Source organism: Streptomyces sp. CB02959 (assembly GCF_002803155.1).
Classification (GTDB): Bacteria; Actinomycetota; Actinomycetes; order Streptomycetales; family Streptomycetaceae; genus Streptomyces.
Window position 1 is genome coordinate 122659 of record NZ_NNBP01000015.1, and the last position, 25672, is coordinate 148330.

The window sequence follows — 25672 nt, forward strand, 5'->3', positions numbered from 1 at the left end:
CCCTCGACGTCCCGCCCGACCCGCACCGTCCCTCCCGTACGAGCCCGAAAGGCCCGCTGACCCCCCATGCCCGAGCTGGTGTTCTTCTCCGGAACGATGGACTGCGGAAAGTCGACCAAGTTTCTTGGGTATTCGCCATCGGCTGGTTTTGGTGTGGGTGGTGTTGTGTCGGTTGGTGGCGGGGGTGTTTGTGCCGATAGTGCCCTGTGTGTTGGTTTGGTTGGAAAGGTTCCTGTGGCCTGATGTCCGAATTGGTGTTCTTCTCTGGAACAATGGACTGCGGGAAGTCAACTTTGGCGCTTCAAATTGGGCACAACCGTTCGGCTCGGGGGCTGCAGGGTGTGATCTTCACGCGTGATGACCGTGCGGGGGAGGGGAAGTTGTCGTCGCGTCTGGGGCTGGTGACGGATGCGGTGGAGGCGGCCCCGGGGAGGGACCTCTATGGGTATCTCGTGGAGCAGATGACGTATGGCGGCAAGGTGGATTACGTCATCGTGGATGAGGCCCAGTTCCTCGCGCCCGAGCAGATCGATCAGTTGGCCCGGGTCGTGGACGACCTTGCTCTGGACGTCTTCGCGTTCGGCATCACGACGGATTTCCGTACGAAGCTCTTCCCGGGGTCTCAGCGGCTGATCGAGTTGGCGGACCGGGTGGAGACGTTGCAGGTCGAGGCGATGTGCTGGTGTGGTGCTCGGGCGACTCACAATGCCCGCACGGTGGGCGGCGAGATGGTGGTCGAGGGTGAGCAGGTGGTGGTCGGGGATGTGGACAGGCCCTCGGAGGAGGTCGGGTACGAGGTCCTGTGCCGACGCCATCACCGTAAGCGGATGACGAGCGCTGCGGAGCGAGCGGCAGCGCTGTCGCCCGACGTGCTGCCGGTCACCTCCGACTGAGGCCTGCACGTGCACCTGCGTCGGAGCCCACGCTCGGGGAGGCGACCATGCCGTCATGATCTGTGGGTTCTTCTTGGCGACATGCGGTGCCAGGCCGCAGCGACGCCGAGAACACGGGGAGCCCGGTGTGGAACACGGACTCGGTGCGATGCCGCGCCCGACCAGAGGCGAGCGCGTCTGTCGTGAGCAACGGAGGCCGCGACGCAGAACCCGTTGCAAGGGGGCCGTAGGTTCGAACCGGCAGGATTCGAACCCGCGACACCCGCTTAGGGGTTTTCCTGGGCGGGGCTGCGACCTGCGAAAACGGTCACCGTAGTGCGGTTGACCTGTGGAAACGTGCCTCGCCGGTTCTCGCGCGTTCGCAGCGTCTGTCGGCATCATGCGTGCCTCGTATGTGCCGAACACCGAGACGGGGGAAGTGCCCAGGTGCTGTTGCCCCAGGTCGCGGCCCGGCGCCACCGCGTGGTGCGCATCTGGTACGCCTATGGTTTTGCTATCTTCCAACGCCTCGCGGAGTTGCCGCCCTGGCAGTACGTGCGAGCACTTGGGCCGATCGGCAAGAGCACGTCGAGGGGTCCCATCGCTGAATCATGGGACGCGCTGGCTGCTGCCTCTGGCAAAGTAATCGTCATTGCTAGACGATTCTCGTGAGGAACCTTGTGAGCACGCTCGGTAGCTTCATCTGGTCAATCGCTGACCAGCTTCGGGGCCCCTATCGCCCCAACCAGTACGGGACAGTGATCCTTCCGTTCACGATCCTGAGACGGCTCGACTGCGTACTCGAGCCGGACCGCGCGGCGGTACGGGAGCTGGCTGCGAGGTACGAGAACCCGAACCGGCTCAAGGTTGAGGTCAAGAAGGCCACGGGGCGGACGTTCTACAACACCTCCAATTACGAGTTCGCGAACCTGCTGGCCGATGCGGACGGGCTGGCGGACAACCTCGCTGACTACATCGACCGGTTCTCCGCCGACGTGGACGTGTTCGAGTACTTCGACTTCAAGAAGGAGATCCTGGCCCTGGAGAAGGCCGGGCTCCTGCGTGAGATCGTCAAGTCCTTCGGCGCCGTCGACCTGCATCCCGACGTGGTTTCCAACGCAGACATGGGGGATGCGTTCGAGTACATCATCCGCAAGTTCAACGAAGCCGCGAACGAGACCTCCGGAGACCACTACACGCCGCGTGACGCGATCCGGCTGCTGGTCGACCTGCTCTTCGCAGAGAAGGACGTCGACCTCACCGAGGGCGGCATCATCCGCTCGCTGTACGACCCCACTGCCGGCACCGGCGGCATGCTCTCCCTGGCAGAGGAGCACCTGCTCGCCCAGAACCCCGAGGCCAAGCTGAGCCTATTCGGCCAGGAGTACAACCCGCAGTCGTACGCCATCTGCAAGTCCGACCTGCTCGCCAAGGGCCACGACGCGACCAACATCGCGTTCGGCAACACGCTCACCGACGACGCCTTCAAGGGGCGCCAGTTCGACTTCTGCATGTCCAACCCGCCCTACGGAGTGGACTGGAAGCAGTACGCCAAGGCGGTCAAGAAGGAGCGCGACTCTGCTGGCCCCTACGGTCGCTTCGCGCCGGGCCTCCCGGCGATCTCGGACGGGCAGATGCTCTTCCTGCTCCATCTGGCCCACAAGATGCGCGCGCCCGAGGACGGCGGCGGCCGTGTCGGCATCGTCATGAACGGCTCCCCACTGTTCAACGGCTCCGCCGAGTCCGGCCCCTCCAACATCCGCAGGTGGCTGCTGGAGAACGACCTGGTCGAGGCGATCGTCGCGCTGCCGACCAACATGTTCTTCAACACCGGCATCGCCACCTACATCTGGATCCTGGACAACACCAAGCACCCTGACCGCGAGGGCAAGGTCCAACTCATCGACGGCACGTCGTTCTGGACCAAGATGCGCAAGAGCCTCGGATCGAAGAACCGCGAGATCAGCGACGATGACCGCGCCAAGATCATGCAGTTGTACGCCGACTTCGAAGATGCCGATCCCGACCTTTCCAAGATGCTGCGCAACGACGAGTTCGGCTACTGGACAATCATCGTAGAACGCCCGCAGCTGGACGATGGCGGTAAGCCAGTCGTCGACGGTAAGGGCAACCCGAAGCCTGACTCGAAGAAGCGCGACACCGAAAACGTGCCTTTCACCTACGGCGGCTCGACGGCTGGCGCAGTGGGGGAGCGCGAGGTCATCCAGGCGTACTTCGACGCCGAAGTGAAGCCCCACGTACCCGACGCCTGGATCGACTGGGTCAAGATCAAGACCGGTTACGAGATCCCCTTCACTCGCCACTTCTTCAAGCACGTCCCACCCCGCCCGCTCGCCGAGATCGACGCTGATCTGGAGAAGCAGATCACCAAGATCATTGAGTTGCTGCGCGAGGTTGAGAAATGAGTCGGGCGAACTGGCAGAACATCCCACTCAAGCGAATCGTCAGCTCTGTTCAAAGCGGTACTAGCGTGAACGGTGCCCCCTGGCCAGCCCAAGGCGATGAGCTAGGTGTACTCAAGACGAGCGCAGTTTACGGTGGCGTCTTCAGGCCAGCAGAGAACAAACAGGTCGACAGCCACGACATAGATCGGGTCTCGTGCCCAGTGCTGGCTGGCTCGCTGATCGTGAGCAGGATGAACACAAGGCAGCACTTGGGCGTTGCTGCCGCGGTGCTTCACGACTACCCGGACCTCTTCCTACCGGACCGATTGTGGGCGGTGACCTTTCGTGGTGCTGACCCGCGGTTCATCGATTGGTGGACAAAGACGCTGGCTTACCGAACCCAGGTGGAGGCTGTCTGCGTCGGAACGAGCTCCTCAATGCAGAACATCAGCCAGGGTGATTTCCTGGAGCTTCGGATCGATCTTCCGGATCCAGAAACGCAGGGCTCCATCGCCGACTACCTCGACCGCGAGACGGCCCGCATCGACACGCTCATCGAAGAGCAGCAGCGTCTGATCGAACTTCAGCGGGAGCGTCGAGCGGCTGTGGTTGATGCGGCACTGGCTCCATTGAGTTCGTGGACGTGCACAGCACTGAAGCACGTACTCGATGGGATCGATCAAGGTGTCAGTCCGCAGGCCGAGGCAGGACTTGCAGACGAACCCGGCGCATGGGGGGTGTTGAAGACCGGATGCGTAAATCGTGGAGTGTTCCGCCCCAAAGAGCACAAACGGCTTCCAGATGGCTTTCCGTTCGATCCTGCTATTGCAGTGGAGGAGGGTGATGTCATCGTTTCGCGAGCGAGCGGGTCACCGGATCTCGTCGGATCGGCTGCGATCGTTGAGCATCTCGACTACCGCCTGATTCTCTCTGACAAGTTGTTCCGCTTGCAGCCGCGACGCTCGACGGATTCCAGGTTCTTGGCGTGGAGCCTCAACTCCGGCCGGTACCGGATCCAAGTGCGCCGTGCCATCAGCGGGGCCGATGGGCTCGCGAACAACCTCCCGCTGTCCAAATTGCGTGGCTTCGAGATGCACTTTCCGTCCTTGGAGGAGCAGCGCCGCATCGCTGCTTACCTTGACGACCAGACAGCAAAGATCGACATGCTTATCGTCGAGACCGAGCGATTCATCGAGCTCGCTCGGGAGCGCCGGTCGGCGTTGATCACGGCGGCAGTGACGGGTGAGATCGACGTACGAGGGGTGGCGTGATGGCTGACCACAACGAGGTGGTCTTCGAGACTGAGATCTGCGAGTACCTGCGGGATCACGGCTGGCTGTGCTCGAAGAATGACCGTGATGGTGGCGAGTATGACCGGGAGCGGGCGCTGTTCCCAGACGACCTGTTCGCGTGGCTGAAAGAGACGCAGAGGTCGTCGTACGAGAAGGCGTTGAAGGCGGCGGGGTCGCAGGCGAAGTTCCTCGACGTGCTGACCGCGGCGCTCGATCGGCCGCTGGAACATGGCGGTGGGACGCTGAACATCCTGCGTAACGGGGTGCAGTACATCGGCGGTGGTCGGTTGAAGATGGCGCAGTTCCGGCCGGAGACGTCGCTCAACGAGACCACGACGGCGCACTACGAGGCGATGCGGGTGCGAGTGGTGCGGCAGGTGCACTTCTCGACCGCCGACCAGCGCAGTATCGATCTGGTGTTCTTCGTCAACGGGCTCCCGGTGGCCACGGTGGAGCTGAAGACCGACTTCACCCAGTCGCTGGACGAGGCGGTCAACCAGTACAAGCAGGATCGCAATCCGTTGACGAACGGGCGGCCGGAGCCGTTGCTGTCGTTCGGGCACCGGGCTCTGGTACACTTCGCGGTCTCGAACGACCTGGCGGCGATAACCACGAGGCTGGAGGGGGAGAAGACCCACTTCTTGCCGTTCGACATCGGCTTCGACAGCGGTGCCGGCAACCCGCCCGGCGCGGACGGACGGTCGGCGACGGCGTATCTGTGGGAGCGAGTGTGGGAGAAGCACGCTTGGCTGAACATCATCGGTCGGCTGATGATCGTGCAGACCAAGGAGGAGTGGGACGTCACCACCGGCATCTCGGTACGGCGTACGAGCATGCTCTTCCCGCGGTTCCACCAGTGGGAGGCCGTCACGAGCATCGTCGAGGCGGTGAAGGAGGAGGGTGTCGGGCAGCGGTACCTGATTGAGCACTCGGCCGGGTCGGGGAAGACGAACACCATCGCCTGGACGGCCCACCGGCTGGCGCGGCTGCATGTCGGTGATCGGAAGGTCTTCGACTCGGTCATCGTGGTCGTGGACCGCACCGTGCTCGACTCCCAGCTGCAGGATGCGATCCGGCAGATCGACGGCACCGGCAAGATCGTCGCGACTATCAGCCCCGAGGACGTCCGCAAGGCCGGCGCGAAGTCGAAGTCGGGTCTGCTGGCGCAGGCGTTGAAGCACGGTGAGCTGATCATCGCGGTGACGGTGCAGACCTTCCCGCATGCGCTGGACGAGATCCGGACCGACGCCGGCCTGAAGGGCAAGCGCTTTGCCGTCATCGCCGATGAGGCGCACTCCTCCCAGTCGGGTCAGATCTCCTCAAAACTGAAGCAAGTGCTGACTGCCGAGGAGGTCAAGGAGATCGAGGAGGGCGGCGAGGTCGATGTGGAGTCGGTGCTGGCCTCGGAGATGACCGAGCGGGCCGAGTCGGAGAACATCTCCTACTTCGCCTTCACCGCGACGCCGAAGAACAAGACCCTCGAACTGTTCGGCCGCAAGGGTGCCGACGGGAAGCCGCGCGAGTTCCACCTGTACTCGATGAAGCAGGCGATCGAGGAGGGCTACATCCTCGACGTGCTCAAGGGATACCAGTCCTACGACACCGCGCTGAAGATCGCCGGCAAAGCCGAGAGCGGTGACGGAGGGGAGGTCGAGGAGGCCGCCGCCCGCAAGGGGCTCATGCGGTGGGTGCAGCTCCACCCGACGAACATCAGCCAGAAGGTGCAGATCATCGTCGAGCACTTCCACGCCAACGTCGCCTACCTCCTCGAAGGCAAGGCGAAGGCGATGGTGGTGACCGACTCGCGCAAGTCCGCGGTGAAGTACAAGCTGGCCATCGACGCCTACATAGCCAGGCGTCGCGCCGAGGACGCCTCGTACAACTACCGCACCCTGGTCGCCTTCTCCGCCGGGGTGACGATGGCCGAGGACGAGACCTGGCACAGCGACTGGGGTCCGCAGCCGTCGAAGGATGACGAGTTCACCGAGGCCAACATGAACCCCGGCGCCGGGGCTGATCTGGCGGCCGCGTTCAAGGGGGAGACGTACAAGATCATGCTGGTCGCCAACAAGTTCCAGACCGGCTTCGACCAGCCCTTACTCTCGGCGATGTACATCGACAAGAAGCTGCCGGGGGTCACCGCGGTGCAGACGCTCTCGCGGCTCAACCGCACCCATCGCACCACTGGTGGGGAGCAGAAGCGCAAGACGTTCGTCATCGACTTCGCCAACAAGCCCGAGGACATCAAGGCGGCCTTCGAGCCGTATTTCAAGAACGCGACCCTGGAGACCGAGACCGATCCGTACGTCGTCGTCCACCTGGCTAACAAGCTTGCCCAGGCCGGAATCTACGCCGAGGACGACGTCCGCAGAGTCGCCGAGCTGTGGGTGACCCGGAAGGGTAACAACGCGCTCTCGGCGGCGATCAGCCCGGCGCAGCACGACTTTCGGCGCCGCTACGCGCGGGCGATTGAAGAAGAGGACAACGTCGCCCTCAACGCGCTCGACCTATTCCGCAAGGATGTCTCCACCTACGTACGCCTCTATGACTTCATGTCCCAGATCGTCGACTACGGCGACCCCTACATGGAGATGCTCTCGATCTTCCTGCGCCTGCTGGAGAAGGTCATCGCCGAGTCCGCCTGGGCCGCCGACGTAGACCTCTCCGACGTGGTGCTGGTCGGGGTCAAGCACAACAAGGCGATCCCGGTCGACATCTCGCTTGTGGGCGACGGGCAGCTGAAGGGCATCAGCGCCGCCGGCACGGGCATGAAGAAGGATCCGAAGTACGTCGCGCTCCAGGTCGTCATAGACAAGATGAACGACCTCTTCGGCGCCGAATCGTTCGCCGAGTCCCAGGTCCGGGAGTTCGTGCAGGGGCTCGTCCAGCGGTTGCTCGCAGACCCGAACCTGATCAACCAGACCAAGGTGAACTCCAAGAAGCAGTTCCTGGAGTCACCAGACTTCCAAGCAGCCGTTACGGAGGCGGTTGCAGACAACCAGGACGCCCACAACACGATGGCTGACTACTTCTTCACCGACGGGCCGGCTATCAACTCGATCATCGTCGCCCTCGCGGATGCCTTCTACGAAGCAGCGGTCGATCAGCAGGTGGATTCTTAGATACGGCAGCACGCATGTCCCGCCTCCAGCAGACCACCCGCGGCCTACTGGGTTCGGGCTCGGGCAGCAGGGCCACGGATCCTGCTTGCCCTCACCTCCGCAGCGGCCTACCGCTACGCCGAGTGGGGCGCGGAGACGGCAGCTGACCCGCACGGCACGGTCGGACTCTGGCTCCTCGGCCTCCAGGCCCGGGCCGCCGCGATACTGGGCGACTCAGAGACCGTACGGGTCGCCAACGAGCAGGCGGCCGACCGTCAGGAGCATGTCGCCCCCGACGACCTGGGCCAGCTCGGCGGCCTGTTCACCTACGCCCCCGAGAGGCAGCTCTGCTACACCGTGGAGGCCGAGGCGCTCCTGGGGCACGGCGACGCCCAGCTGACCGCCCAGGCAGAACAGGCCGTCGAGGGCTGCGTGGAAGAAAGTTCAGTGCAGTTGCGTTGCCGGCCAGCGCCGCAATCCTGGGTGGCGGTACGACTGCCAGCGCGGACCCGGCGCCAAGCGGCTTCGGCGTAGACAGCGCCGCGCCAGTTGTCGGGAACACGGCAACTCGGCTCGTGGGCTGCGCTACTAGCGCTGCACCCGATGACGGTTGAGCGCGTTGGTGCCGACGAGACTGCGTCGTCGGGGCATGTAACACGAGAGATCTGTGCACGCCAGTGGTGCGGCCCGCCGAAGAAGTGGACGTCAAGCGGCTTCTGATATCGCGCCGTTGAGCGTCTCCGGCGCTACTGTGCTGACGACACCCACGGGTCGGGGAGGGGCAACAGGGATGATGGATCAGCCGTTAAGGGCACTGGCCGCCTACGGCGGGACCGCGGTGGTACAGATCGTAGGAACAGACGCGTGGCCTGCGCTTCGGCAAGCGCTGGCTCGCTGGATCGGCCAGGGCGACGAGCAGCGTGAGCTGTGGGCACTGCGGCACCTGGACGACACCGCGTCGGAGTTTGAGAGCGCAGAGGCTACCGAGGGCGAACAGATACGCGTCCGTCGCGCCCGCGCGGAAGCCGCACGGTGGCAGGCCGTAATCGAGCGCACATTCGACGAACTAAATGATGCCGAGCGGGCACGTGCCGCCGATGACCTTAGCGAGATCCTGCCCGAACAGTTGGTTCGGAACAACGAGGCCGGGACCGTTGAGGTTCACGTTGAGGGCCAGGGCAGCGTCGCTTCCGGCAACGTGTACCACGGCCACATCTTCGGGCACACCTCACCTGGACCGGAGATCGATCCGCACGACGACTGGCCGCAGGAGTCCTGATCCGTGGGTGACATCGCCAAGGGCGTCCTTGGAGGCGGATGGGCCCTGGTCGTCGGCTGGGTCCTGCCCGCCGCGCTCAATCTCGCGGTCTTCTTCTTCGCTGTCGTCCCCAGCCTGCGCTGCACCGCAGCCATCGAGCGTGTCTGGCCGAGCTCGGCCAATCAGACAGCCTTGTTACTGCTCTGTAGTGCCGTTGCCTTTGGTATCGTGCTCAGCGCTCTCCAGACCCCCCTCTATCGGATCCTTGAAGGCTACCTGCTGTGGCCGCGCGGCGCGTACGACCGTGGGTGTCGACGGCAGCGGGCCCGCAAACAGCGGATCGCTGATCTGATCGCCTGCCCGGAAGGCCGTACTCCGGTGCAGCGTGCACTTCTCAACGAGCAATTGGCCCGCTACCCGGCGGACGACGACCAACTCGCCCCGACCCGGCTTGGCAATGCGATCCGTCGCTTCGAGGAGTACGGCCACAACCGCTTCCGCCTTGACACTCAGGTGCTGTGGAACGAGCTGAGCGCCGCCGCACCCGTGCAGGCACACCGCCAAGTGGAAACAGCACGTACCAGCGTGGATTTCTTCGTGGCATTGCTGTACGGGCACGGGACGGTGGCGGCCCTTGCTCTCCTGGCCCTGCCGTCAGCCGGAGCCGAGCGGCCGCTGCTGATCGTCACCGCCATCGCACTGTGTGCGCTCATTCCGCTGTGGTACCGCTCCGCGGTGTACGCCACCGACGAGTGGGCCGCCGCGGTGCGAGCCATGGTGAACCTGGGTCGCAAACCACTGGCTGATGCGCTCGGACTCGTACTGCCGCAGCGACTGGCCGAGGAACGCACCATGTGGCAGCTCGTCACCCGGATGTCCCGGCGTCCCTACCGGGACGCCGCAGATACGGCCTTCGCGCCGTACCGGGCCGCGCCACCAGACGTCGAGACCGGTGCCGACCTGTGAGGGTTCTGCGACAGCTCCTCCGGGCGTGATCCGCAACCCGAGCAGGACAACCGCAAATTCGCTGCCCTGCTCGGAGTGTGCGGTCACGGTCATTGGTCGACTACGTCATCGCCCGGCCCATAGGTCGGGTATCGACTTCGCGACGGCACTCAGGGACTGCCGCTGAGCCCAACGGCCGATCCCCTGGGGCACGCTCACAGCTGTCGGCCGAGCTCACGTACAGCAACACGAGTCCGCGGGCGGGGAACATACACGACCGCGACCGCTGTCCACGACTGGGGGATTTCGGTTGTCCACCGTCACCGCACCAGGCGCAGTGGCGGGTTCGTCCTCTCCTCCGCGCCAGCGGAGGTGAACCGTACGGGCGCCGCCCCCGCGGCGAGAAGGCGCCTTTTCCCCGCGCCAGTTTGGCTTGGTCCTTCGCCCGGAGATGGTGGTGAGGTGGATTCCGGCGGCTTGACTGGTGGGTAGTGCCAACAGGTGGCCGGCGGTTGCATCAGTGGGGCGTGGTGCGTGAGGGCCGAGTTCTAGTCTCAGGGCGGCGAGAGCCAGGGAGGCGTTGTGGCGGAGAGGGCGGTGGTGCAGGGTCGAGGATGACGGCGCCGGCTTCTCGGGCCAGGAGGCGGTGTGTGCTTTCCCAGGTGCGGTTTCTGCTGCGGTCGCGGCGTTCTTCCCAGCGTTCCTGGAGGCGCATGCCGGTGAAGATGGCGAGGGCGCAGAGGAGGATGGTGGCGATCAGTGCGTAGATCGGGGTGTAGTGGTCGTCGAACATGGATCGGTTTTGGTCGACTTGGCTGGCGTTGATGCCGAAGAAGCCGAAGAGTAGGCCGAGGGTTCCGCTGACGGTGGTGACGAAGGTGACGGCGACGACGGTGCGGACGCGGCGGCGGTCGGCGGCGCGTTGTTCCATGCTTTCGACCGAGGTGAGTTCTGCGGCGATGGCGTTGCCCAGGCGGTTGAGCATCTGTCCGATGGTGGCTGCGCGTTCGGTGACTCCTATGGCGGCGAACAGTTCCTGGTGGAAGCTTTCGACGCGTAGGGCGGGGACGAGCATGCCGATTTCTGCGCCGGCCTCGACGCTGTAGCTGAGTTCGACTTCGAGTTGGCTCAGCCCGTCGGAGATGTCTTCCAGCGTGGTGCGTCGCTCGTGCGCATCGCCCTGGCCGGTTGCGCGGTGCCGGAATCGGTGTACGTAGGTGTAGGCGACGGCGCGGATCTCGCGAAGTCGGGCTGCGGAGCCTACGGCTTGCACGGCGGAGAGCAGGACGCAGTTCTCGATGTAGTCCTGGTGGCCGCAGAGGAGGCTGACGTACGGGCCGAGTGCGCCGATGGTGGTGGGGCGCCGGTTGAGTTCTGCGGGGTAGCGGATGGAGCTGTGTTCGGCGCGATAGGGCAGGTCGGTGCGGTAGATGACGCGTTGGACGATGTCGCCGTTCGGGGCCTGGTCAGGTGTGTCGACGCTGCGGAAGACCAGCTGGTGCCGTTCGGGGAGGAACCCTGGGACCGTCCCGTCCCCATTCGGGCCGCAGCCGATCCGGTCTGCCGCGAGCTGCTCAAGGGGCACTCCTGTGCAGCTGATGCTGGCGTAGTAGAGGTCCTCCAGCAGCGGGATGGCCTCGATGAGAGTCCCGGGGACATCCACGGTCAGGGCAACTACGACTTGGCCTGAAGGGACAAGGAAGTGCCACAGCTGCGCGGAGACCGGTTCGCTGGCGTGCCAGCGCTGACAGGCAAGGCTGGAGCAGTCCAGCGCTTCATGTCTGAGCACCCGTGGCAATTGCTGGTCGGAGGTGTTGTAGTACCTCGCCAGCCGCCCCAGATTAAGGACATCCCCTGGGCGCCCTGCGGCCTGGTCGACCGTTGTCGGGTCGTAGGTCCAGGAGGTCGCGTAGACGGTTGTCAGGCGGAGGGTCTCTCTGGAGGCGTAAGGATCGAAAGGTAACGGGTTCTGCCCGTCAGAGAGCGTGCCAGCGCCGCTCACGGTCGTCCTTCCGTAGAGAGTCCATGCGGATAGCGAATTCTGCCGCCGCTGGTCCGGAATGGACGTTCTGCATCAACCATGTGGTCATGCCCAGCTCCCGCACGGTGCGAAGCGCCTCATATCCGTGCCAGTCGGTGACATCCCAGTCGTACGTTCGACAGAAAGTGATGTAGTCGGCGGGCAGCAGGTCGAACCTGTCAACGGCGATAGCAGTCGGGATGAGGTCCCAGGCGCGGGGGCCGCTCGCGACGGCTTCGTAGTCGATGAGGAGTACCTGACCGTCGCGGGCCAGCAGATTTCCCCGGTGGGCATCTCCGTGGATCAGCCCTCCAGCGTCATCAGCCATGATGCTGCGGAAGGCCGCTTCGCTGCGGTCGCACGCTTCGGTGAGGAACTCGACATCCTGCCGTTCGATGCCCTGGGCAAGCGTGAGACGGCGCCGCATGATGGGAAAGGGATCGAGGACAGGGAGAGGGAAGTCGGGGCGAGGCAAAGCGTGAAGGTCCCGCAGGAGGCCGGCGAGGTCCATCAGGTTGGGTTCGACGTGGCTCGGTGGGACGTACTCCCAGAACGTAACGAGCCTGCCTTCCGCCTGGACCGGCTGCGGTAGTTCATCGCAGGGTCGGACAGCCGGGAAGCCCTGGGAAGTCAGCCAACGTGAGATCGCCAGCTCTTTGACTACCTTCCGCTTGATGTCCTCGGTATCGGCCCGGGCCACCCGGACAGCGACGCCCTCGGAGGGCAGCGCGTAGATCGCGTTCTCGCCCAGTCGCAGCAGATCGGCAGACTGAGACTCCAGTCCCACTTGGCTGCATGCCGACGCCAGGGCTCGTGCTCCACTCGCTTCCGTTAATCCCTCGTGATTCACGACTGCGTCCATTCGACCCAGCCTCACGGTCGCGGCTTTGAGCTGTCAAGGACCGTATGAGGCACGGTAGTTGCTTCTGGTCTGGGGGAGGCTGGATGCAACGTACGTTCGCCGTCAAGGTGACAGGCGTACAGACGGTCGACAGCGCGCGAAACCGGCTGTCAGGAGGCCGCCAGAGACCGAAGCGCTGGACGAACTTGCGTAAGGCATGTGGTGCCGCTCCACATGGATTCTGCGGCCGGGGCCTGTGCGCGTAGGCGTTACAGCCGCCTGATTCGCTCGGATGGCGACGTTGTTGACGGGGCTGCGTCGCCTGCGAAGGTGTCGCTCGACCAGCAGCGATGGCTGGGTGCGGGGCCTGGCAACGACCGGCCGACGAGCTTCCCCCCGACGCACCGATCCGGTCACGGCCTGATTACTCGGCCAAGGAGAGGGCTTGTCGGGGTAGTGCCGAATCAGCTTGCCCGGTGCCCGGGTGCTGCGCAGGCCATAGGCGCGGAGGTCCCATCGAGAGGCGGAGCCGCCGGTAGCCGCGTAGGAGTGCTACTGGTCGGGTTGCCAGCCCAGCTGGATCAGGGATGTGCCGCGTTTGCGGGTGATGTAGTGGGCGCGGCCTGGTGGCATGGGGCGGGGGCGGGTGTTGGCGAGGATGTCGCCTTCGTTGGGGTCGCCGGAGAGGATGAGGGCTTGGGCGCCGAGTTCGGTGAGGCGTTGGAGGACGGGTTCGTAGAGGGCGCGGGAGATGCCGGCGGTGGTGCGGGTGAGGATGAAGTGGATGCCGGTGTCGCGGGCGTAGGGGAGTTTGTCGGTCAGGGCTGCTAGGGGGTTGCCTGCACTGGTGGCGATGAGGTCGTAGTCGTCGATGACGACGAAGAAGCGGGGGCCCGTCCACCAGCTGCGGTCGCGGAGTTGTTGGGGGGTGACGTCGGGGGTGGGGCGGCGGCGTTCCACGAGGCCGGCGAGGGCGTTCATGTGGATGTCGAGGGCGTCGTCGGTGGGGGCGTATTCGAGGAGGTGGGTGGCGGGGATGGCGTCGAGGAGGGTGCGGCGGTAGTCGCCGACGACGATTTTGGCTTCGTCGGAGGTGTAGCGCTCGGTGATCTTGTGGGCGATGTGGCGGAGGGCGGCGGTCTTGCCGGATTCGCTTTCGCCGAAGACGAGGAGGAAGGGGTCGGTCTCGAAGTCGGCGTAAGCGGGTTCGAGGTTGGTTTCGTCGAGGCCGAGGGCGATGCCGCGGTGGGGGAAGTCCGATCCCTTAGGGAGGTGGGCGGCGGGGACGGTGAGGGGGAGGAGGCGGACGGCAGGGGCGGAGGGGCCGGACCAGTTTTCTGCGACTGTGCGGACGAACTCGGCGGTGGAGTCGGCGAGTTCGGTTGTGGCGCCCGGTTTCCCCGTATAGGGCAGGGCGGCGATGAAGTGGAGTTTGGCAGGGGTTTGGCCGCGGCCGGGGACGCCGGGCGGGACGTTGGCGGCGGTCTTGCGGTCGAACTCGGAGTCCATGGGGTCGGTCAGGCGCAATTCGAATCGGCCCAGGATTTGGTCCTTGAGGGCTGCGCGGACTTCCAGGTGGCGGGAGGCGGTGAGGATGACGTGGATGCCGAAGCCGAGGCCGCGGGAGGCGAGCTCGGTGACGACCGGCTCAAGCAGTTCGTATTCATCCTTGAAGGGGCCCCAGCCGTCGATGACGAGGAAGACGTCGCCCCATGGCTGGTCGGGGAGGTCGCCTTCGGCGCGGCGTCGGCGATAGGTGGCGATGGTGTCGATGTTGTGGGTGCGGAAGTACTCCTCGCGGCGGGCCAGGATGCCGGCGACCTCGGCGACGGTGCGCCGGATACGTTCGGGGTCCAGGCGGGAGGCGATGGAGCCGACGTGCGGGAGACCGGCGATGGAGCTGAGTGAGCCGCCGCCGAAGTCGAGTCCGTAGAACTGGACTTCGTGGGGGGTGTGGGTGAGGGCGAAGGCGCTGATGAGGGTGCGCAGGAGGGTGGACTTGCCGGACTGGGGGCCGCCGACGACGAGGAGGTGGCCGGTGGCGCCGGAGAAGTCGTGGTGGAGGAAGTCGCGACGCTGTTCGAAGGGTTTGTCGACCAGGCCGAAGGGGACGGTGAGGCGGCCGGTGGTGGGGTAGTCGGTGGCGTGCAGGCCGCGGTCGGGCGTGGTGGTCAGGGCCGGGAGGAGTTGGTCGAGGGTGGGGGCGGTGTCCAGGGGCGGGAGCCAGACGCGGTGGGCGGGCGGTCCTTGGCCGTCCAGGCGGTGGACGATGACATCCAGGACGGTGTCAGCCAGAGCGGCAGTGTCGGCCAGGGCGTCGTCGGTCCGTGTGGTGGCTTCGGGGGCGGGCTCCGCGGCCGGGGTGGCGCTGGCGACCGGAATGGGGACGGGTGTGGCGGTGAAGAAGGCGGCGCGCTGCTGGATGGGGAGCGCGCCGCGGTCCGTGTGGCTGTTGGGCGAGCGGTAGGGGCCCGAGACGTAGGCAGCCTTGAAGCGGGTCATCTCGTCCGTACCGAATTTGAGGTAGCCGGAGCCGGGGACGGAGGGGAGGTGGTAGGCGTCGGGGACGCCGAGGGCGACGCGGGATTCGGCGGCGGAGAAGGTGCGCAGGCCGATGCGGTAGGAGAGGTAGGTGTCCAGGCCGCGCAGCCGGCCCTCTTCCAGGCGTTGGGAGGCGAGGAGGAGGTGGACGCCGAGGGATCGGCCGATGCGGCCGATCTGGATGAACATGTCGATGAAGTCAGGCTTGGCGGTGAGGAGTTCGCTGAACTCGTCGATGACCAGGACGAGGGAGGGCAGCGGGTCGAGGGGGTGGCCGGCGACGCGGGCTTTTTCGTAGTCGTGGATGCCTGCGAAGTTGCCGGCCTGGCGGAGCAGTTCCTGGCGGCGCTGGAGTTCGCCGCGGAGGGAGTCGCCCATGCGGTCGACGAGGGAGAGGTCGTCGGCGAGGTTGGTGATGACGGCGGCGACGTGCGGGAGGGCGGACATGCCGGCGAAGGTGGCGCCGCCCTTGAAGTCGGCGAGGATGAAGTTGAGGGTTTCGGAGGAGTGGGTGACCGAGAGGCCCAGGACGAGGGTGCGCAGGAGCTCGGATTTGCCGGAGCCGGTGGCGCCGACGCATAGGCCGTGGGGGCCCATGCCGTTCTGGGCGGCTTCCTTGAGGTCGAGCATGACGGGTTGGCCGGATTCGTCGATGCCGATCGGGACGCGTAGGCGTTCGGGTTGGGAGCGGGGGCGCCAGGTGTGGGCGGTGTCGACGTCGGCGGGGTCGCCGAGGTCGAGGAGGTCGGTGAAGTCCAGGTTGGCCAGGAGTGGTTCGTCCTCGTCGGTGCCGTCCACGTAGAGGGGTGCGAGTTGGCGGGCGAGGGTGTCGGCGCGTTCCAGGGAGAGCAGGTCGGGGGTGCCGTCGTAGACGGAGACGGCGGATTCCAGACGTAGGCGGGTGGGGTGGGACGTTACCGACAGGCCGCCGCGGGGTTCATCGAGCTCGCCGGAGACGACTTCGATGACAGTGACGCCCTGGAGGCCCTCGGGGGCGGCAAGAGCGGAGTCCGGGGGGACCATGCCGCCGTCCAAGACGATGACGAGATGGGGCTGGTCGAGGAGGGGTGGGGCGTCTCGGTTGAAGCGGGGGCGGTCGGCGAAGTGGCCGGCCAGGAGGGTTTCGAGTTCGGTGACGTCGTCGGTGAACAGGCGTCGGGTGCCGGCGCCGTCGGCCGAGCCGGGCAGTTGGGCGTGCGGCAGCCATTTCGTCCACTCCCAGCGCGCGACGGCGCCGGGTGCCGCCACCACGGCGACGAGGAGGTCGGCGGGGGAGTGCAGGGCGACGAGTTGGCCGATCAAGGAGCGGGCAGTGCCCTGGGCGCAGGTCGGGTCGCCGGAGACTGTGAGGTGGTAGAAGGCGCGCAGGGAGACCGCGATCGGCATGTTGTGCAGCGAACCGTGGGTGGCGAGGAAGCGCTGCATGATGCCGGCGGTGAGGGGTTCGAGTTCGTCGACCGGGGCGGTGTCGGGGGCGACGAGCGGGGTGGCCAGTTGCTGGGTGCCCAGGCCGATGCGGGCCTGTCCGAAGTCGGCGTCGCCGATGCGGCGTTCCCAGACGCGGCTGCCCTCGGCAACGATGGACCACAGCTGGTCGGGGGCGGGGTGGAGGTAGTGCTGGGCGTTGCGCTGGGTGGTGGCCGTACGGCGGATTCGGCGGCGGGTCTGCGCCAGGTACTTGAGGTAGTCCCGGCGGCTCTGCGCCATCTCGCCCTGGGTGCCTCTGCGGTAGCGGACGATCTGGGCGATGACCATGCCGATCGTCGAGACGAGCATCAGCGCGCCCATGATGCGCATGAAAGGAGGCATGCCCGGCATGAAGAAGAAGACCACCGAAGAGCCCATACCGATCATCGGCAGGAGCTGCATCAGCACGCCCTCCTGCTGGCCGCGCGGCAGCTCAGGCGGGGCCTGAAGGTGCAGCTCGTCCGTGGCGGGGCCGGGCGGAAGCGCTCGGGGTGGGCGCTTGACGACGATCTGGCTCACCGAGCATCAATCCCTCGACATGGAGGGAAGTTCCGTCCCGATCGCCCCCTGGCGACGGCGCCCCCCGCGTCAAGCGATCCTACTGCCGACTAATGTGACGAGTGGGGAAGGGCCTCACGGCGCGGTGACGCAAAGCTGCGGTGGCTACCACGGTGCGGTGGCACGATGGCGCCCCGGCATGGGCCGCGTACGGAGCTACCGCGGCGATGAACAAGTGACCGGGTGGCCGCCTGACCGAGTGGCCGGATGAACAGGTGAGCAGGGGGCAGAGCTGAACACGGTGAGCATGAGTACGGGGACCGGCTTCCGCAGGGTCGCGGTGGTCGCCCCCGACAGTCGTATCGACGTGGCACTGCCCGAGAACATCCCGGTCTCCGACATCTACCCGGAGATCCTGCGCCTGACCGGCCAGCGACAGCCCCCGGGCGCGCCGACCGGCTACTACCTCTTCCGCGCCGACGGCGGAGCGCTCGACAGCGCCCGCACACTCGCCGACCAGCGCGTCGTCGACGGCGAGATGCTGCACTTGCGCCCCTTCTCGCAGTCGCTCCCACCGGCGGTCTTCGACGATGTCTCCGACGCGGTGGCCGCCGCCGTCACCCGTGATCGCCGCCTGTGGAACGACGGCCTGCTGCGCGGGACGGGCCTGGTCGGTGTCGGAGTGCTGCTCACCCTCCTCGCCCTCGTGCTGTGGTTCGCCGACCCGGTGCGGCACGACATGCACAGCCTGCCGGGCGTGATCGCCGGCATGGCCGGTGTGCTGTTGGCCGCGTTCGCGGGGGTCCGGGCCCGGGTCTACGGGGACCAGCCGTCCGCCGTCGCACTCGGCCTGGGCGCGCTACCGGTCGTGCTGTGCGCGGGCTCAGGGATCGTCGGTCCGGACGCCGGTCACGGGGCCGGGCGGCTGCAGTTCCTGCTGGGCTGTCTTGCCGTGCTCGTCGTCTCCGTTGCCCTGGTTGTGTTGTCGCCGTCCGGTGACGCGCCGTTCATCGCTGCCACGTTCGCCGCGGCCGTCGGCACCCTCGCCGCCTTCCTCGCCATCATCAGCGAGGCGACGGCTGCTCAGGCCGCAGCCGTTTGCGCGCCCACGGTCATCGGCTTCATGGCCTTTCTGCCGGGGCTGGCCACGCGCCTGGCCCGGCTCCCCGTCGGGTACGTCACCCCGCGCAGCCTGAGCCAGGAGTGGGAAGCGGGGGCAGAACTGAGGGGCGGTGAGGAGCCTGTCGGCCCGGACCCCGTCGACGAGGAACGCGTCGCCGCCCAGGCCCGCCGAGGCCATGAGCTGCTGCTCGGGCTGCTCGGCGGCTGTTGCGCGGTCCTCATTGGCGCAGCGGGCGTCCTCGGCTTCACCCACTCCGCATGGGCACAGCTCCTCGCCCTCGCCACCGGCCTGGCGACGCTGCTGCGCGCCCGGCTCTTCCGCTACACCACCCAGGTCGCCTGCGCGGTCGTCGCCGGCCTGGCCGCGCTCTCCCTCCTCGTACTGGGCGTGGCCTCCAACCCGCCCACCGGGATGCTGAACGACTTCCTCACGGGCGACCGCACCCCGCTGGACCTGCGTACGCTGTGGCTGGCGCTCGTGGTCATCGGCGCGGTGGCGCTGGTGACGACGGTCGCGCTGACCGTGCCGAAGAAGGGGCTGACGCCGTTCTGGGGGCGGGCGCTCGATCTCGCCGACGGATTCCTGCTGCTGTCTCTGATGCCGTTGTGCCTGGCGGTCCTGGACCTGTACAGCCAGGCGCGGAGCATGACCAGCGGCTGAAGAGACTGAAGGGCACGGGCCCCGAGAGCACGCAGGAGTGGACGGCTGCGGAAGGGCCGCAGCGGAGACAGGGGGAAGCGCAGCGTCATGGCATCACGGCGGGACGAGCTCAACGGCTACACCTTCGCCAAGAAACGGCTGGTGGCGGCCTTTTTGCAGCCGTCCCCGGACCGTACGGACGAAGGCGCCCCGAGCCCGCTGCGCGCGGTCCTTCCCGGCCTGGTCATCGCCGCCCTGATCCTGGCCGGATTCGGCGCCTGGGGCATGTTCCGCCCCAAGGCCCCCAAGGGCTGGGACACCCCCGGCGGACACGTCATCCTGGGTAGCAAATCAGCCACCTTGTACGTGGTGCTGGAGACCGGCGGCAAGAAGCAGCTACATCCCGTCCTCAACATGGCCTCCGCCCGACTACTCCTCAAACCCGACCGGTTCGACGTCCTCAAGGTCGACGAGAGCGAGCTGGACACCGGGAAACTCCCGCATGGTCCGACCCTGGGTATCCCGTACGCCCCCGACCGCCTTCCGGAGGCGGCCGATGCGGCGAAGAGCAAGCGCTGGGCGGTCTGCGAACAACCCGGCGGCAACGGCAAGTCTGTGCAGAAGGCCACCTTCCTCTTCGCCGACCGCGACGCGGACAAGGTTGAGGGACCGGGCCGCCTGCACGGCGGTCAGACCCTCTACGTCCAAGAGGCCAGGGGGTCCGGGGAGCCCGACGGGGCCCGCTATCTGATCGATCCGAAGGGCACCAAGTACCTCATCGACGGCGGCAGTGACACGGAACTGCTGCTGCGCGCCCTGGTGGGCAGCCGGCAGCCCCAGCAGGTCACCAAGGACTGGCTCGCCACCTTCCACGACGGCACACCGATCGCCTTCCCCACCCTGTCCGGGATGGTCGCCCAACCGGCCAACGTCAAGGGACTCGGCGCACGCGAAAACCGCATCGGCATGGTTCTGCAGGCGACAACCGGCGACGGCATCCAGCACTATGTCGTGCTCCAGGGCAAGGTCGTACCCGTCTCCGACTTCGTGGCCAAGCTGCTCCTGTTCTCCCGGCAGACGGCCCCGCTGGAGCAGCACAACCGCCCCACCGAGGTGGACGCACAGTCCTTCACGCCGCAGGCGCAGCAGCTGTTCGCCGAGAAGCAGTGGCCGCAGGGGGTTGCCGAGCAGGTCAACACCGCCACGGCGCAGGGCGGCCGGGGCACGGTCTGCAGTGTGCTGCGCGCGGTGTCGAAGACCGGCGGTACGGAGCTGAGTACCTGGGCCGGAGCGGATTTTCCCCAGCAGATCGCCAACGGCGGTACCAGCGCGTACGTCACCCCGGGAACGGGCCTGTTCTACAAGCAGATCCAGCCAGGAGACGCCGGCTCCGGGGCGCACTTCCTCGTCACGGACACCGGCCTGCGCTACGGCGTTCAGACGAACAACGACAGCAGCGCCACACAATCCGGTGCCGGCGCCGGCACCGCGGGCACAGCCAAGGAGGAGTACTCCGGCGAGCGCCCGCAGGAGACCAATCGAGCGCAGGTCCTCCTCGGTTACAAGGACGTCAAACCGGTGCTGGTGCCGATGAACTGGTCGCAGTTCCTGCCGATGGGGCCCCGGCTCGATGCGAACGCCGCCCGCCAGCCCCAGGGCTCCTGAGGAACGAGGAGACGCAGTGAGGAGGAGAACACGAGCCGCATGGGCCGCGGCCACTCTGCTCATGGCCCCGATCGGGACCGTTGCGCCCATGGCTCCAGCCGCGGTCGCACACGCCTCGGACGGAGAGGGCGTGACTCCGGTCCCGCTGGGGAACGGCGTCTGCACCTTCCCCATGAAGCAACAGATCAAGGAGCGCCCCTGGGCCCTGCAGCGCATCGTCTTCGACCGGCTGTGGCAGGACACCAAGGGCCGGGACGCGCACGGCCGCCCGGTACGCGTTGCCGTCATCGACACCGGCGTCGACAACACCAACCCGCAGCTGACCGAGGCGGTCGACGCCAAGCACGGCTGGGACTTCCTGCACAACACCAAGGACGGCAGGAACGACACGGCGGGGGATCCGAAGGCGCCGACGGACGGCACGTACGACCCGGTGGGCCACGGCACCAAGGTCGCCGGCATCATCGCCGCCCGCCCGCGTGCGGGCACCGGCTTCGTCGGGCTCGCCCCCGAAGCCACCATCATCCCCATCCGTCAGAACGACGAGAAGGGCAGCGGCAACGCCGCCACCCTGGCCCAGGCCATCCGTAAGGCCATCGCCGCCGACGCGGACGTCATCAACATCTCCCAGGACACCACCAAGCCGCTGACCTCCAACTCCGACCTTGCGGCCGCCGTCCAGGAAGCCCGGCACAACAACATCGTCGTCGTCGCCTCGGCAGGCAACGACGGCCTCGACGGTCGGCTCAAGGACACCTATCCGGCTTCGTACGACGGGGTGTTGGCCGTTGCCTCCTCCGACCGCAACAACGAACGTGCCCCCTTCTCCCAGAGCGGCGACTTCATCGGAGTGGCCGCCCCCGGCGTGGACATGGTCTCCACAGTGCCCAAGGGCGGCCAGTGCGTGGACAACGGCACCAGCTTCTCCGCCCCCTACGTCGCCGGAGTCGCCGCCCTCCTGAAGGCCAAACACCCGGACTGGAAGCAGCACCAGATCGTTGCCCAGATCGAGCAGACCGCCGAACGCACCGTCAACGGCAGGGACCCCTTCGTGGGCTGGGGCGTAGTGGATCCGGTGCGCGCCCTCACCGAGGACACCCACCCCATCGACCGCCCGAGCGCGAACAGTGGTCTGGCCAAAGCCACGCGGCCGGACCCCACCACCTGGCCCGACGGCGAGAGCTCGCAGGAGCGTATGGAGCGGTATGCGACGTACGGGCTGGGGGCGGGCGGCGTCGCGGTCGCGGTCATTGCGGGCCTGGCGATCGTCTGGCGGGACGCGCGCAAGCGGGGCGCACGCCCGCGGACGCCGCACGTCAATAAGTAGCCGTACTCACTTTCCTGGGCCCGTGGCCCGTGAATCAGGCGGCGCCAACGACTACGCTTCTGGAACATTAGGAGAAAGAGCTCCCCGCACGCGTGAACGCAAGACGCACGGTCGTTGTCAGAGGTGATGGATAGAGTGGCTCCTGACGTTGGTGACTTACGCGTAGCAGTATCCGGGGGGAAGAGCGCCATGCGAGCCGACGAGACCACGGGCATGCAGGTGAACGGGGCAGCCCCACAAGGCAAGACCGCCGATCTGGGCGTCGACCCCGAGAAGCTGAGGAAGCTCAAGGACCGGGTGGAAGACCTGCTGGCGCGCTTGAAGGACTCGAACGCGGGTCCGGCGACGCTCAGCCACCGCAGGATTACCCCTGCCTCCTTCGGCCAGGGCTTCGCCGAGGCGCAGAGCCTGGCTACCGCGTACGAGAAGGTTCTGTCCCAACTGGAGGCGTTCTCCAAGGCATTCGGCGACCAGATCGAGACGCTGAGCATCGGCACCCGGGTTGCTGAACATGGATACGAAGCCATAGATGCGGACGTGAAGAACCGTCTGGCGGCGATCCAACGCCGCACCCAGGAGCTGCACCAGGCACCACAGCCGGTGCAGCGGTCCACCGATGCCGCGGGCTCTTCCGTCGGTATGGGCGAGGGGCAGTCCGCGGGCGCCGACGGCATCTGACACGAAGGGGGAAGAAAAGAGGATGGCGGGGAACTCGGGCTCGTCCGGCAGCAGCAACTTCGAGAACGCAACGCACCAGGCCCTGTACAACATGGTGGCCGGCGCCGACCACATGAAGATCTCGTACACGGGCGCCAGCCTGGTCCAGGCGGGCAAGGAGATCGAGCAGATCGCCACGGAACTCAAGGCACTTGCCGAAGGGGTGCCGTGGGAGGGCGAAGGCGCCCTCGCTTTCCGTGAGTGGAGCAACGGCACCATCAAGGAGAGCCACAAGCTGGCCAGCTTCGCGTCAACCACCGGCAACGCCCTCTCGGATGCCGGGACGGCGTTGTGGGAGGCGAAGACGATGCCCGAGCCGAAACAGAACAACTCCGTTCAGCTGGACAGCGCGGCAACGCCTACCGCGCGCGGCGCGACGGGCGCTCCCTTGATGACGGACCCGGACCGCGAAGCGGCGGTGACGGCGATGAATCGGCTGGCCTCGTACTACCGCACGGCCCAGGAGAACATCGAGAGCCAGGAGCCGCCTAACTTCCAGCCCGCGTCGGGTTTCGTGCCGGATCCGCCTGGCGGAAGCAGGCGAATTGCCCAACACTCCGAGATCTTGGACCAGCCGACGGGCAGGGAGCCTTCGAATGGCGCAGGTGGTGCCGGGACCGCTTCCTCAACCGGGAGCAGCGGCGGTGAGCCGCACGTAGGGGCGTCCCGCACGCCTGTTGGCGGCGCGCAGCAGGACAAACAGGTGGGCACGTCGGTTAACTCCACCGCCCCGGTTTTGCCCGATGCGACGACGTCGAATGGAAGCACCGTTCCGGTCCACTCCGGTAGCTCTGGAAACTTCCCTGGTCCTGTCATACCTGGTCTGCGAACGAGCCCTGGGACAGTGGGGCCCCCTGCGGATCGTGGAAGTGCGACACGGGATCCGCAGTCGAATGCCGCTCGCCCTGGCACGGGCAAGAGGCTGTCCCGCAGCGTTGAGGGAGACGGCATCGTCGGCCCAACGTCCCAACGTTCCGGCATCGCTACCGGACGCCCTGGGCTGCCGGGCGGGAGAGTCATCGGCGAGGAACACGGTGTGCTCCCGTCCAGGCCGGTGAACTCTGGAGGGAATCCTTCCGCCGCTGGGAGCAGGGCGATCAGCGAAGTCGCGGCAAGTTCTGGACAGCGCCCAACCCCTCTCCATGGAGAGGCTGCCAACGCGCCCCGCGGTCTGGCCATGGGTGAGGACCGTAGTGCGAGAGCGCATGGCTATCCCGGAAGCACGAGTAGGGGCACGAGCCAGGGTGTTCCTGGGCGTCGCTTTGCATACGAGCCTGGCGGCACAGTGGGAGCTGCATCCGGCGGACCGGTGGTGGGCGGCGAACAGGGTTCCGGGTCGCACGGCTCTCTGATGGGCAGGAGCGGCGGAGGAAGCACCGTTGAAAGGCCTGCTCCCGAAATGTCGACCGCCGCAGGCCGGGGCTCGGCGTCCGCTCTGGGAGGAGCAGCCGGCCGAGCACAGGCACCGCTTGACAGGGCGGCTGACTTCACGCCTGGCGGATCTGGACTCGCACGGGACAACGCCTCAGGCGACATTGTGCCGGGGGCGCCGTCGTTCCGTCAGGGGCGGCGGCGTGGCTTCGCCCAACGGCCGGATTATCTCCATGAAGACGATGAGACCTGGACGACACAGGACCGTTCGGTTGTGCCACCGGTGATCGAATGACGTTGGCGTGATTGTCCAGCGGACAGGAGGAGACAGCACTGTGACTCGTGCGGCAACTCGCCTGCGGCGGAGGATTCACCTCCGGTTGACGGTGCTCGTCTGCCTTTCGGCTCTGTGTCCGGGCTTGCTCGCACCGGCAGCTGTGGCGGTGGACATGAGATCACGCCAGTGGCATCTGGATGCGATGCAAGCCGAGCGCATATGGCAGCTGAGCACCGGAGAAGGTGTCACCGTCGCCGTGATCGACAGCGGCGTTGACAGCTCCGTACCGGAGCTGCGTGGCCAGCTGCTGCCAGGCAAGGACTTCACGGGCCAAGGACGTGGAGCCAACCACGATGACGAAGGCCATGGCACGAGCATGGCGACGATCATCGCCGGCAGGCGGAGTGGGGACGGTCCTTGGGGGCTGGCACCGGGATCAAAGATCCTTCCCATCAAGAGCATTGACGGGAATTGGGCTATCAACATGGCCAAATCTATCCGCTACGCAGCGGATCAGGGTGCAAAGGTCATCAATATCTCCCAGGGCGGAACGGTCAGCGACGGAAACAAGGCTGTTCTGCAACCGGCAGTTGACTACGCGAACAAGAAGGGGAGCCTGGTCTTTGCTGGCACGGGAAATGAGGGAGGACAGGGGAACGCCCCTGCCTACCCCGCAAGTCTCCCTGGGGTTGTCGGAATCGGGGCTGTGGACAAGTCCCTGAAAGTAGCCAAATTCTCAACCTACGGGCCCCAGGTAGCGCTTGCGGCGCCTGGTGTCGGTATTCCCACACGGTGTACGACGGAACTCCGGCGCTGCATTGAGGATGGAACCAGCGATGCCACAGCCATCGCCTCGGCCTCGGCAGCCCTGATCTGGTCCGCCCACCCGGATTGGACCAACAACCAGGTCCTGCGCGTCATGATGGAGACTGCTGGCAAGCCGGAGAATGGCAAGGTCCCGAGTAAGTACCTCGGCTACGGGATCGTCCGCCCGCGCAAGGTCTTGCTGGACAAGGAGGGTGACCCTGGCCCTGCTGGCGTCAATCCGCTGGTTGCGGCACACAGCACGGCCAAGCCATCAGAGGCGCCGCAGCCAGGGGCATCAAAGGGCACTACCGGGGCGGCGCAGAAACCAACGAGTCGGGTGGAGGGTGGCGACTCCACGACATGGCCGGTAGTTGCTGGAATCGCCGCGGCGGCCGGGGTGGTGGCCATCAGCGGGCTCGCGATCGCTCGGCGTCGTAGAGCGTCGCGATGAATTCACGGAAGGAGGATAAGGCTCTGATCACCCACGAACACGGTGCCCGGTAGCG

The 25672-nt window shown here is 66.5% G+C and carries 14 protein-coding genes; 11 read left to right on the plus strand and 3 right to left on the minus strand.

The window, feature by feature from the left end; all coding sequences use genetic code 11:
• Nucleotides 1–242 precede the first annotated feature (242 nt).
• The 6 genes from CG747_RS24090 (at nucleotide 243) to CG747_RS24125 (ending at nucleotide 9894) form a co-directional block, all read left to right on the plus strand.
• Nucleotides 243–893 carry a thymidine kinase gene (locus CG747_RS24090; RefSeq protein WP_100603903.1) on the plus strand — a complete coding sequence of 217 codons (651 nt, stop codon included), beginning with the start codon at nucleotides 243–245 and terminating at the stop codon, nucleotides 891–893.
• Nucleotides 894–1552: 659 nt separating this feature from the next.
• Nucleotides 1553–3298, plus strand: coding sequence for a class I SAM-dependent DNA methyltransferase (locus CG747_RS24095; protein WP_100603904.1), 1746 nt, complete (start codon nucleotides 1553–1555; stop codon nucleotides 3296–3298).
• A gap of 230 nt (nucleotides 3299–3528) precedes the next feature.
• A complete protein-coding gene (locus tag CG747_RS46930; RefSeq protein ID WP_180985683.1) occupies nucleotides 3529–4548 on the plus strand; it encodes a restriction endonuclease subunit S in 1020 nt (339 codons plus the stop codon).
• Nucleotides 4548–7691, plus strand: a complete 3144-nt coding sequence (locus CG747_RS24110; protein WP_100603907.1) for a type I restriction endonuclease subunit R — start codon at nucleotides 4548–4550, stop codon at nucleotides 7689–7691. Before CG747_RS46930 ends, CG747_RS24110 begins: the two co-directional genes overlap by 1 nt.
• A 769-nt stretch (nucleotides 7692–8460) precedes the next feature.
• Nucleotides 8461–8949 carry a hypothetical protein gene (locus tag CG747_RS24120; protein ID WP_100603908.1) on the plus strand — a complete coding sequence of 163 codons (489 nt, stop codon included), beginning with the start codon at nucleotides 8461–8463 and terminating at the stop codon, nucleotides 8947–8949.
• Nucleotides 8950–8952: 3 nt separating this feature from the next.
• Complete coding sequence (locus tag CG747_RS24125) at nucleotides 8953–9894, plus strand: hypothetical protein (RefSeq protein WP_100603909.1); 942 nt, start codon at nucleotides 8953–8955, stop codon at nucleotides 9892–9894.
• A 496-nt stretch (nucleotides 9895–10390) separates the two neighbouring features.
• On the opposite strand, the gene CG747_RS24130 is transcribed toward CG747_RS24125, so the two are convergent.
• From CG747_RS24130 to eccCa, 3 genes are all read right to left on the minus strand, one after another.
• Nucleotides 10391–11662: a hypothetical protein gene (locus tag CG747_RS24130; RefSeq protein ID WP_257980681.1), complete on the minus strand. Its 1272-nt coding sequence runs from the start codon at nucleotides 11660–11662 to the stop codon at nucleotides 10391–10393.
• Between the two features lie 187 nt (nucleotides 11663–11849).
• On the minus strand, nucleotides 11850–12755 hold the full coding sequence (locus tag CG747_RS24135) for a phosphotransferase enzyme family protein (RefSeq protein ID WP_257980682.1): 906 nt from the start codon (nucleotides 12753–12755) through the stop codon (nucleotides 11850–11852).
• A gap of 531 nt (nucleotides 12756–13286) precedes the next feature.
• The gene (eccCa, locus tag CG747_RS24140; protein WP_100603912.1) at nucleotides 13287–17261 is read right to left on the minus strand and encodes a type VII secretion protein EccCa; all 3975 of its coding nucleotides are present in this window, start codon (nucleotides 17259–17261) and stop codon (nucleotides 13287–13289) included.
• 286 nt (nucleotides 17262–17547) lie between these two features.
• On the opposite strand from eccCa, the gene eccD reads away from it, so the two are divergent.
• The 5 genes from eccD (at nucleotide 17548) to mycP (CG747_RS24165) (ending at nucleotide 25617) form a co-directional block, all read left to right on the plus strand.
• Entirely contained in the window at nucleotides 17548–19023 is a 1476-nt protein-coding gene (gene eccD / locus CG747_RS24145; RefSeq protein WP_100603913.1) for a type VII secretion integral membrane protein EccD, read from the plus strand.
• Between the two features lie 87 nt (nucleotides 19024–19110).
• Nucleotides 19111–20667, plus strand: coding sequence for a type VII secretion protein EccB (gene eccB, locus CG747_RS24150; RefSeq protein ID WP_100603914.1), 1557 nt, complete (start codon nucleotides 19111–19113; stop codon nucleotides 20665–20667).
• A 172-nt stretch (nucleotides 20668–20839) separates the two neighbouring features.
• Nucleotides 20840–21994 (plus strand): type VII secretion-associated serine protease mycosin, encoded by a 1155-nt coding sequence (mycP, locus tag CG747_RS24155; RefSeq protein WP_100603971.1) that lies wholly within the window; start codon nucleotides 20840–20842, stop codon nucleotides 21992–21994.
• 189 nt (nucleotides 21995–22183) lie between these two features.
• Nucleotides 22184–22672 carry a hypothetical protein gene (locus CG747_RS24160; RefSeq protein ID WP_100603915.1) on the plus strand — a complete coding sequence of 163 codons (489 nt, stop codon included), beginning with the start codon at nucleotides 22184–22186 and terminating at the stop codon, nucleotides 22670–22672.
• A gap of 1796 nt (nucleotides 22673–24468) precedes the next feature.
• Nucleotides 24469–25617: a type VII secretion-associated serine protease mycosin gene (gene mycP, locus CG747_RS24165; RefSeq protein ID WP_257980694.1), complete on the plus strand. Its 1149-nt coding sequence runs from the start codon at nucleotides 24469–24471 to the stop codon at nucleotides 25615–25617.
• The last annotated feature ends 55 nt before the right edge of the window (nucleotides 25618–25672 follow it).

Coding starts and splice junctions, on each gene's coding strand:
- CG747_RS24090 (WP_100603903.1), top strand. CDS start 243: ATGTCCGAATTGGTGTTCTTCTCTGGAACAATGGACTGCGGGAAGTCA.
- CG747_RS46930 (WP_180985683.1), top strand. CDS start 3,529: ATGAACACAAGGCAGCACTTGGGCGTTGCTGCCGCGGTGCTTCACGAC.
- CG747_RS24110 (WP_100603907.1), top strand. CDS start 4,548: ATGGCTGACCACAACGAGGTGGTCTTCGAGACTGAGATCTGCGAGTAC.
- CG747_RS24120 (WP_100603908.1), top strand. CDS start 8,461: ATGATGGATCAGCCGTTAAGGGCACTGGCCGCCTACGGCGGGACCGCG.
- CG747_RS24135 (WP_257980682.1), bottom strand. CDS start 12,755: ATGGACGCAGTCGTGAATCACGAGGGATTAACGGAAGCGAGTGGAGCA.
- eccD (WP_100603913.1), top strand. CDS start 17,548: ATGAGTACGGGGACCGGCTTCCGCAGGGTCGCGGTGGTCGCCCCCGAC.
- eccB (WP_100603914.1), top strand. CDS start 19,111: ATGGCATCACGGCGGGACGAGCTCAACGGCTACACCTTCGCCAAGAAA.
- mycP (WP_100603971.1), top strand. CDS start 20,840: ATGAAGCAACAGATCAAGGAGCGCCCCTGGGCCCTGCAGCGCATCGTC.
- CG747_RS24160 (WP_100603915.1), top strand. CDS start 22,184: ATGCGAGCCGACGAGACCACGGGCATGCAGGTGAACGGGGCAGCCCCA.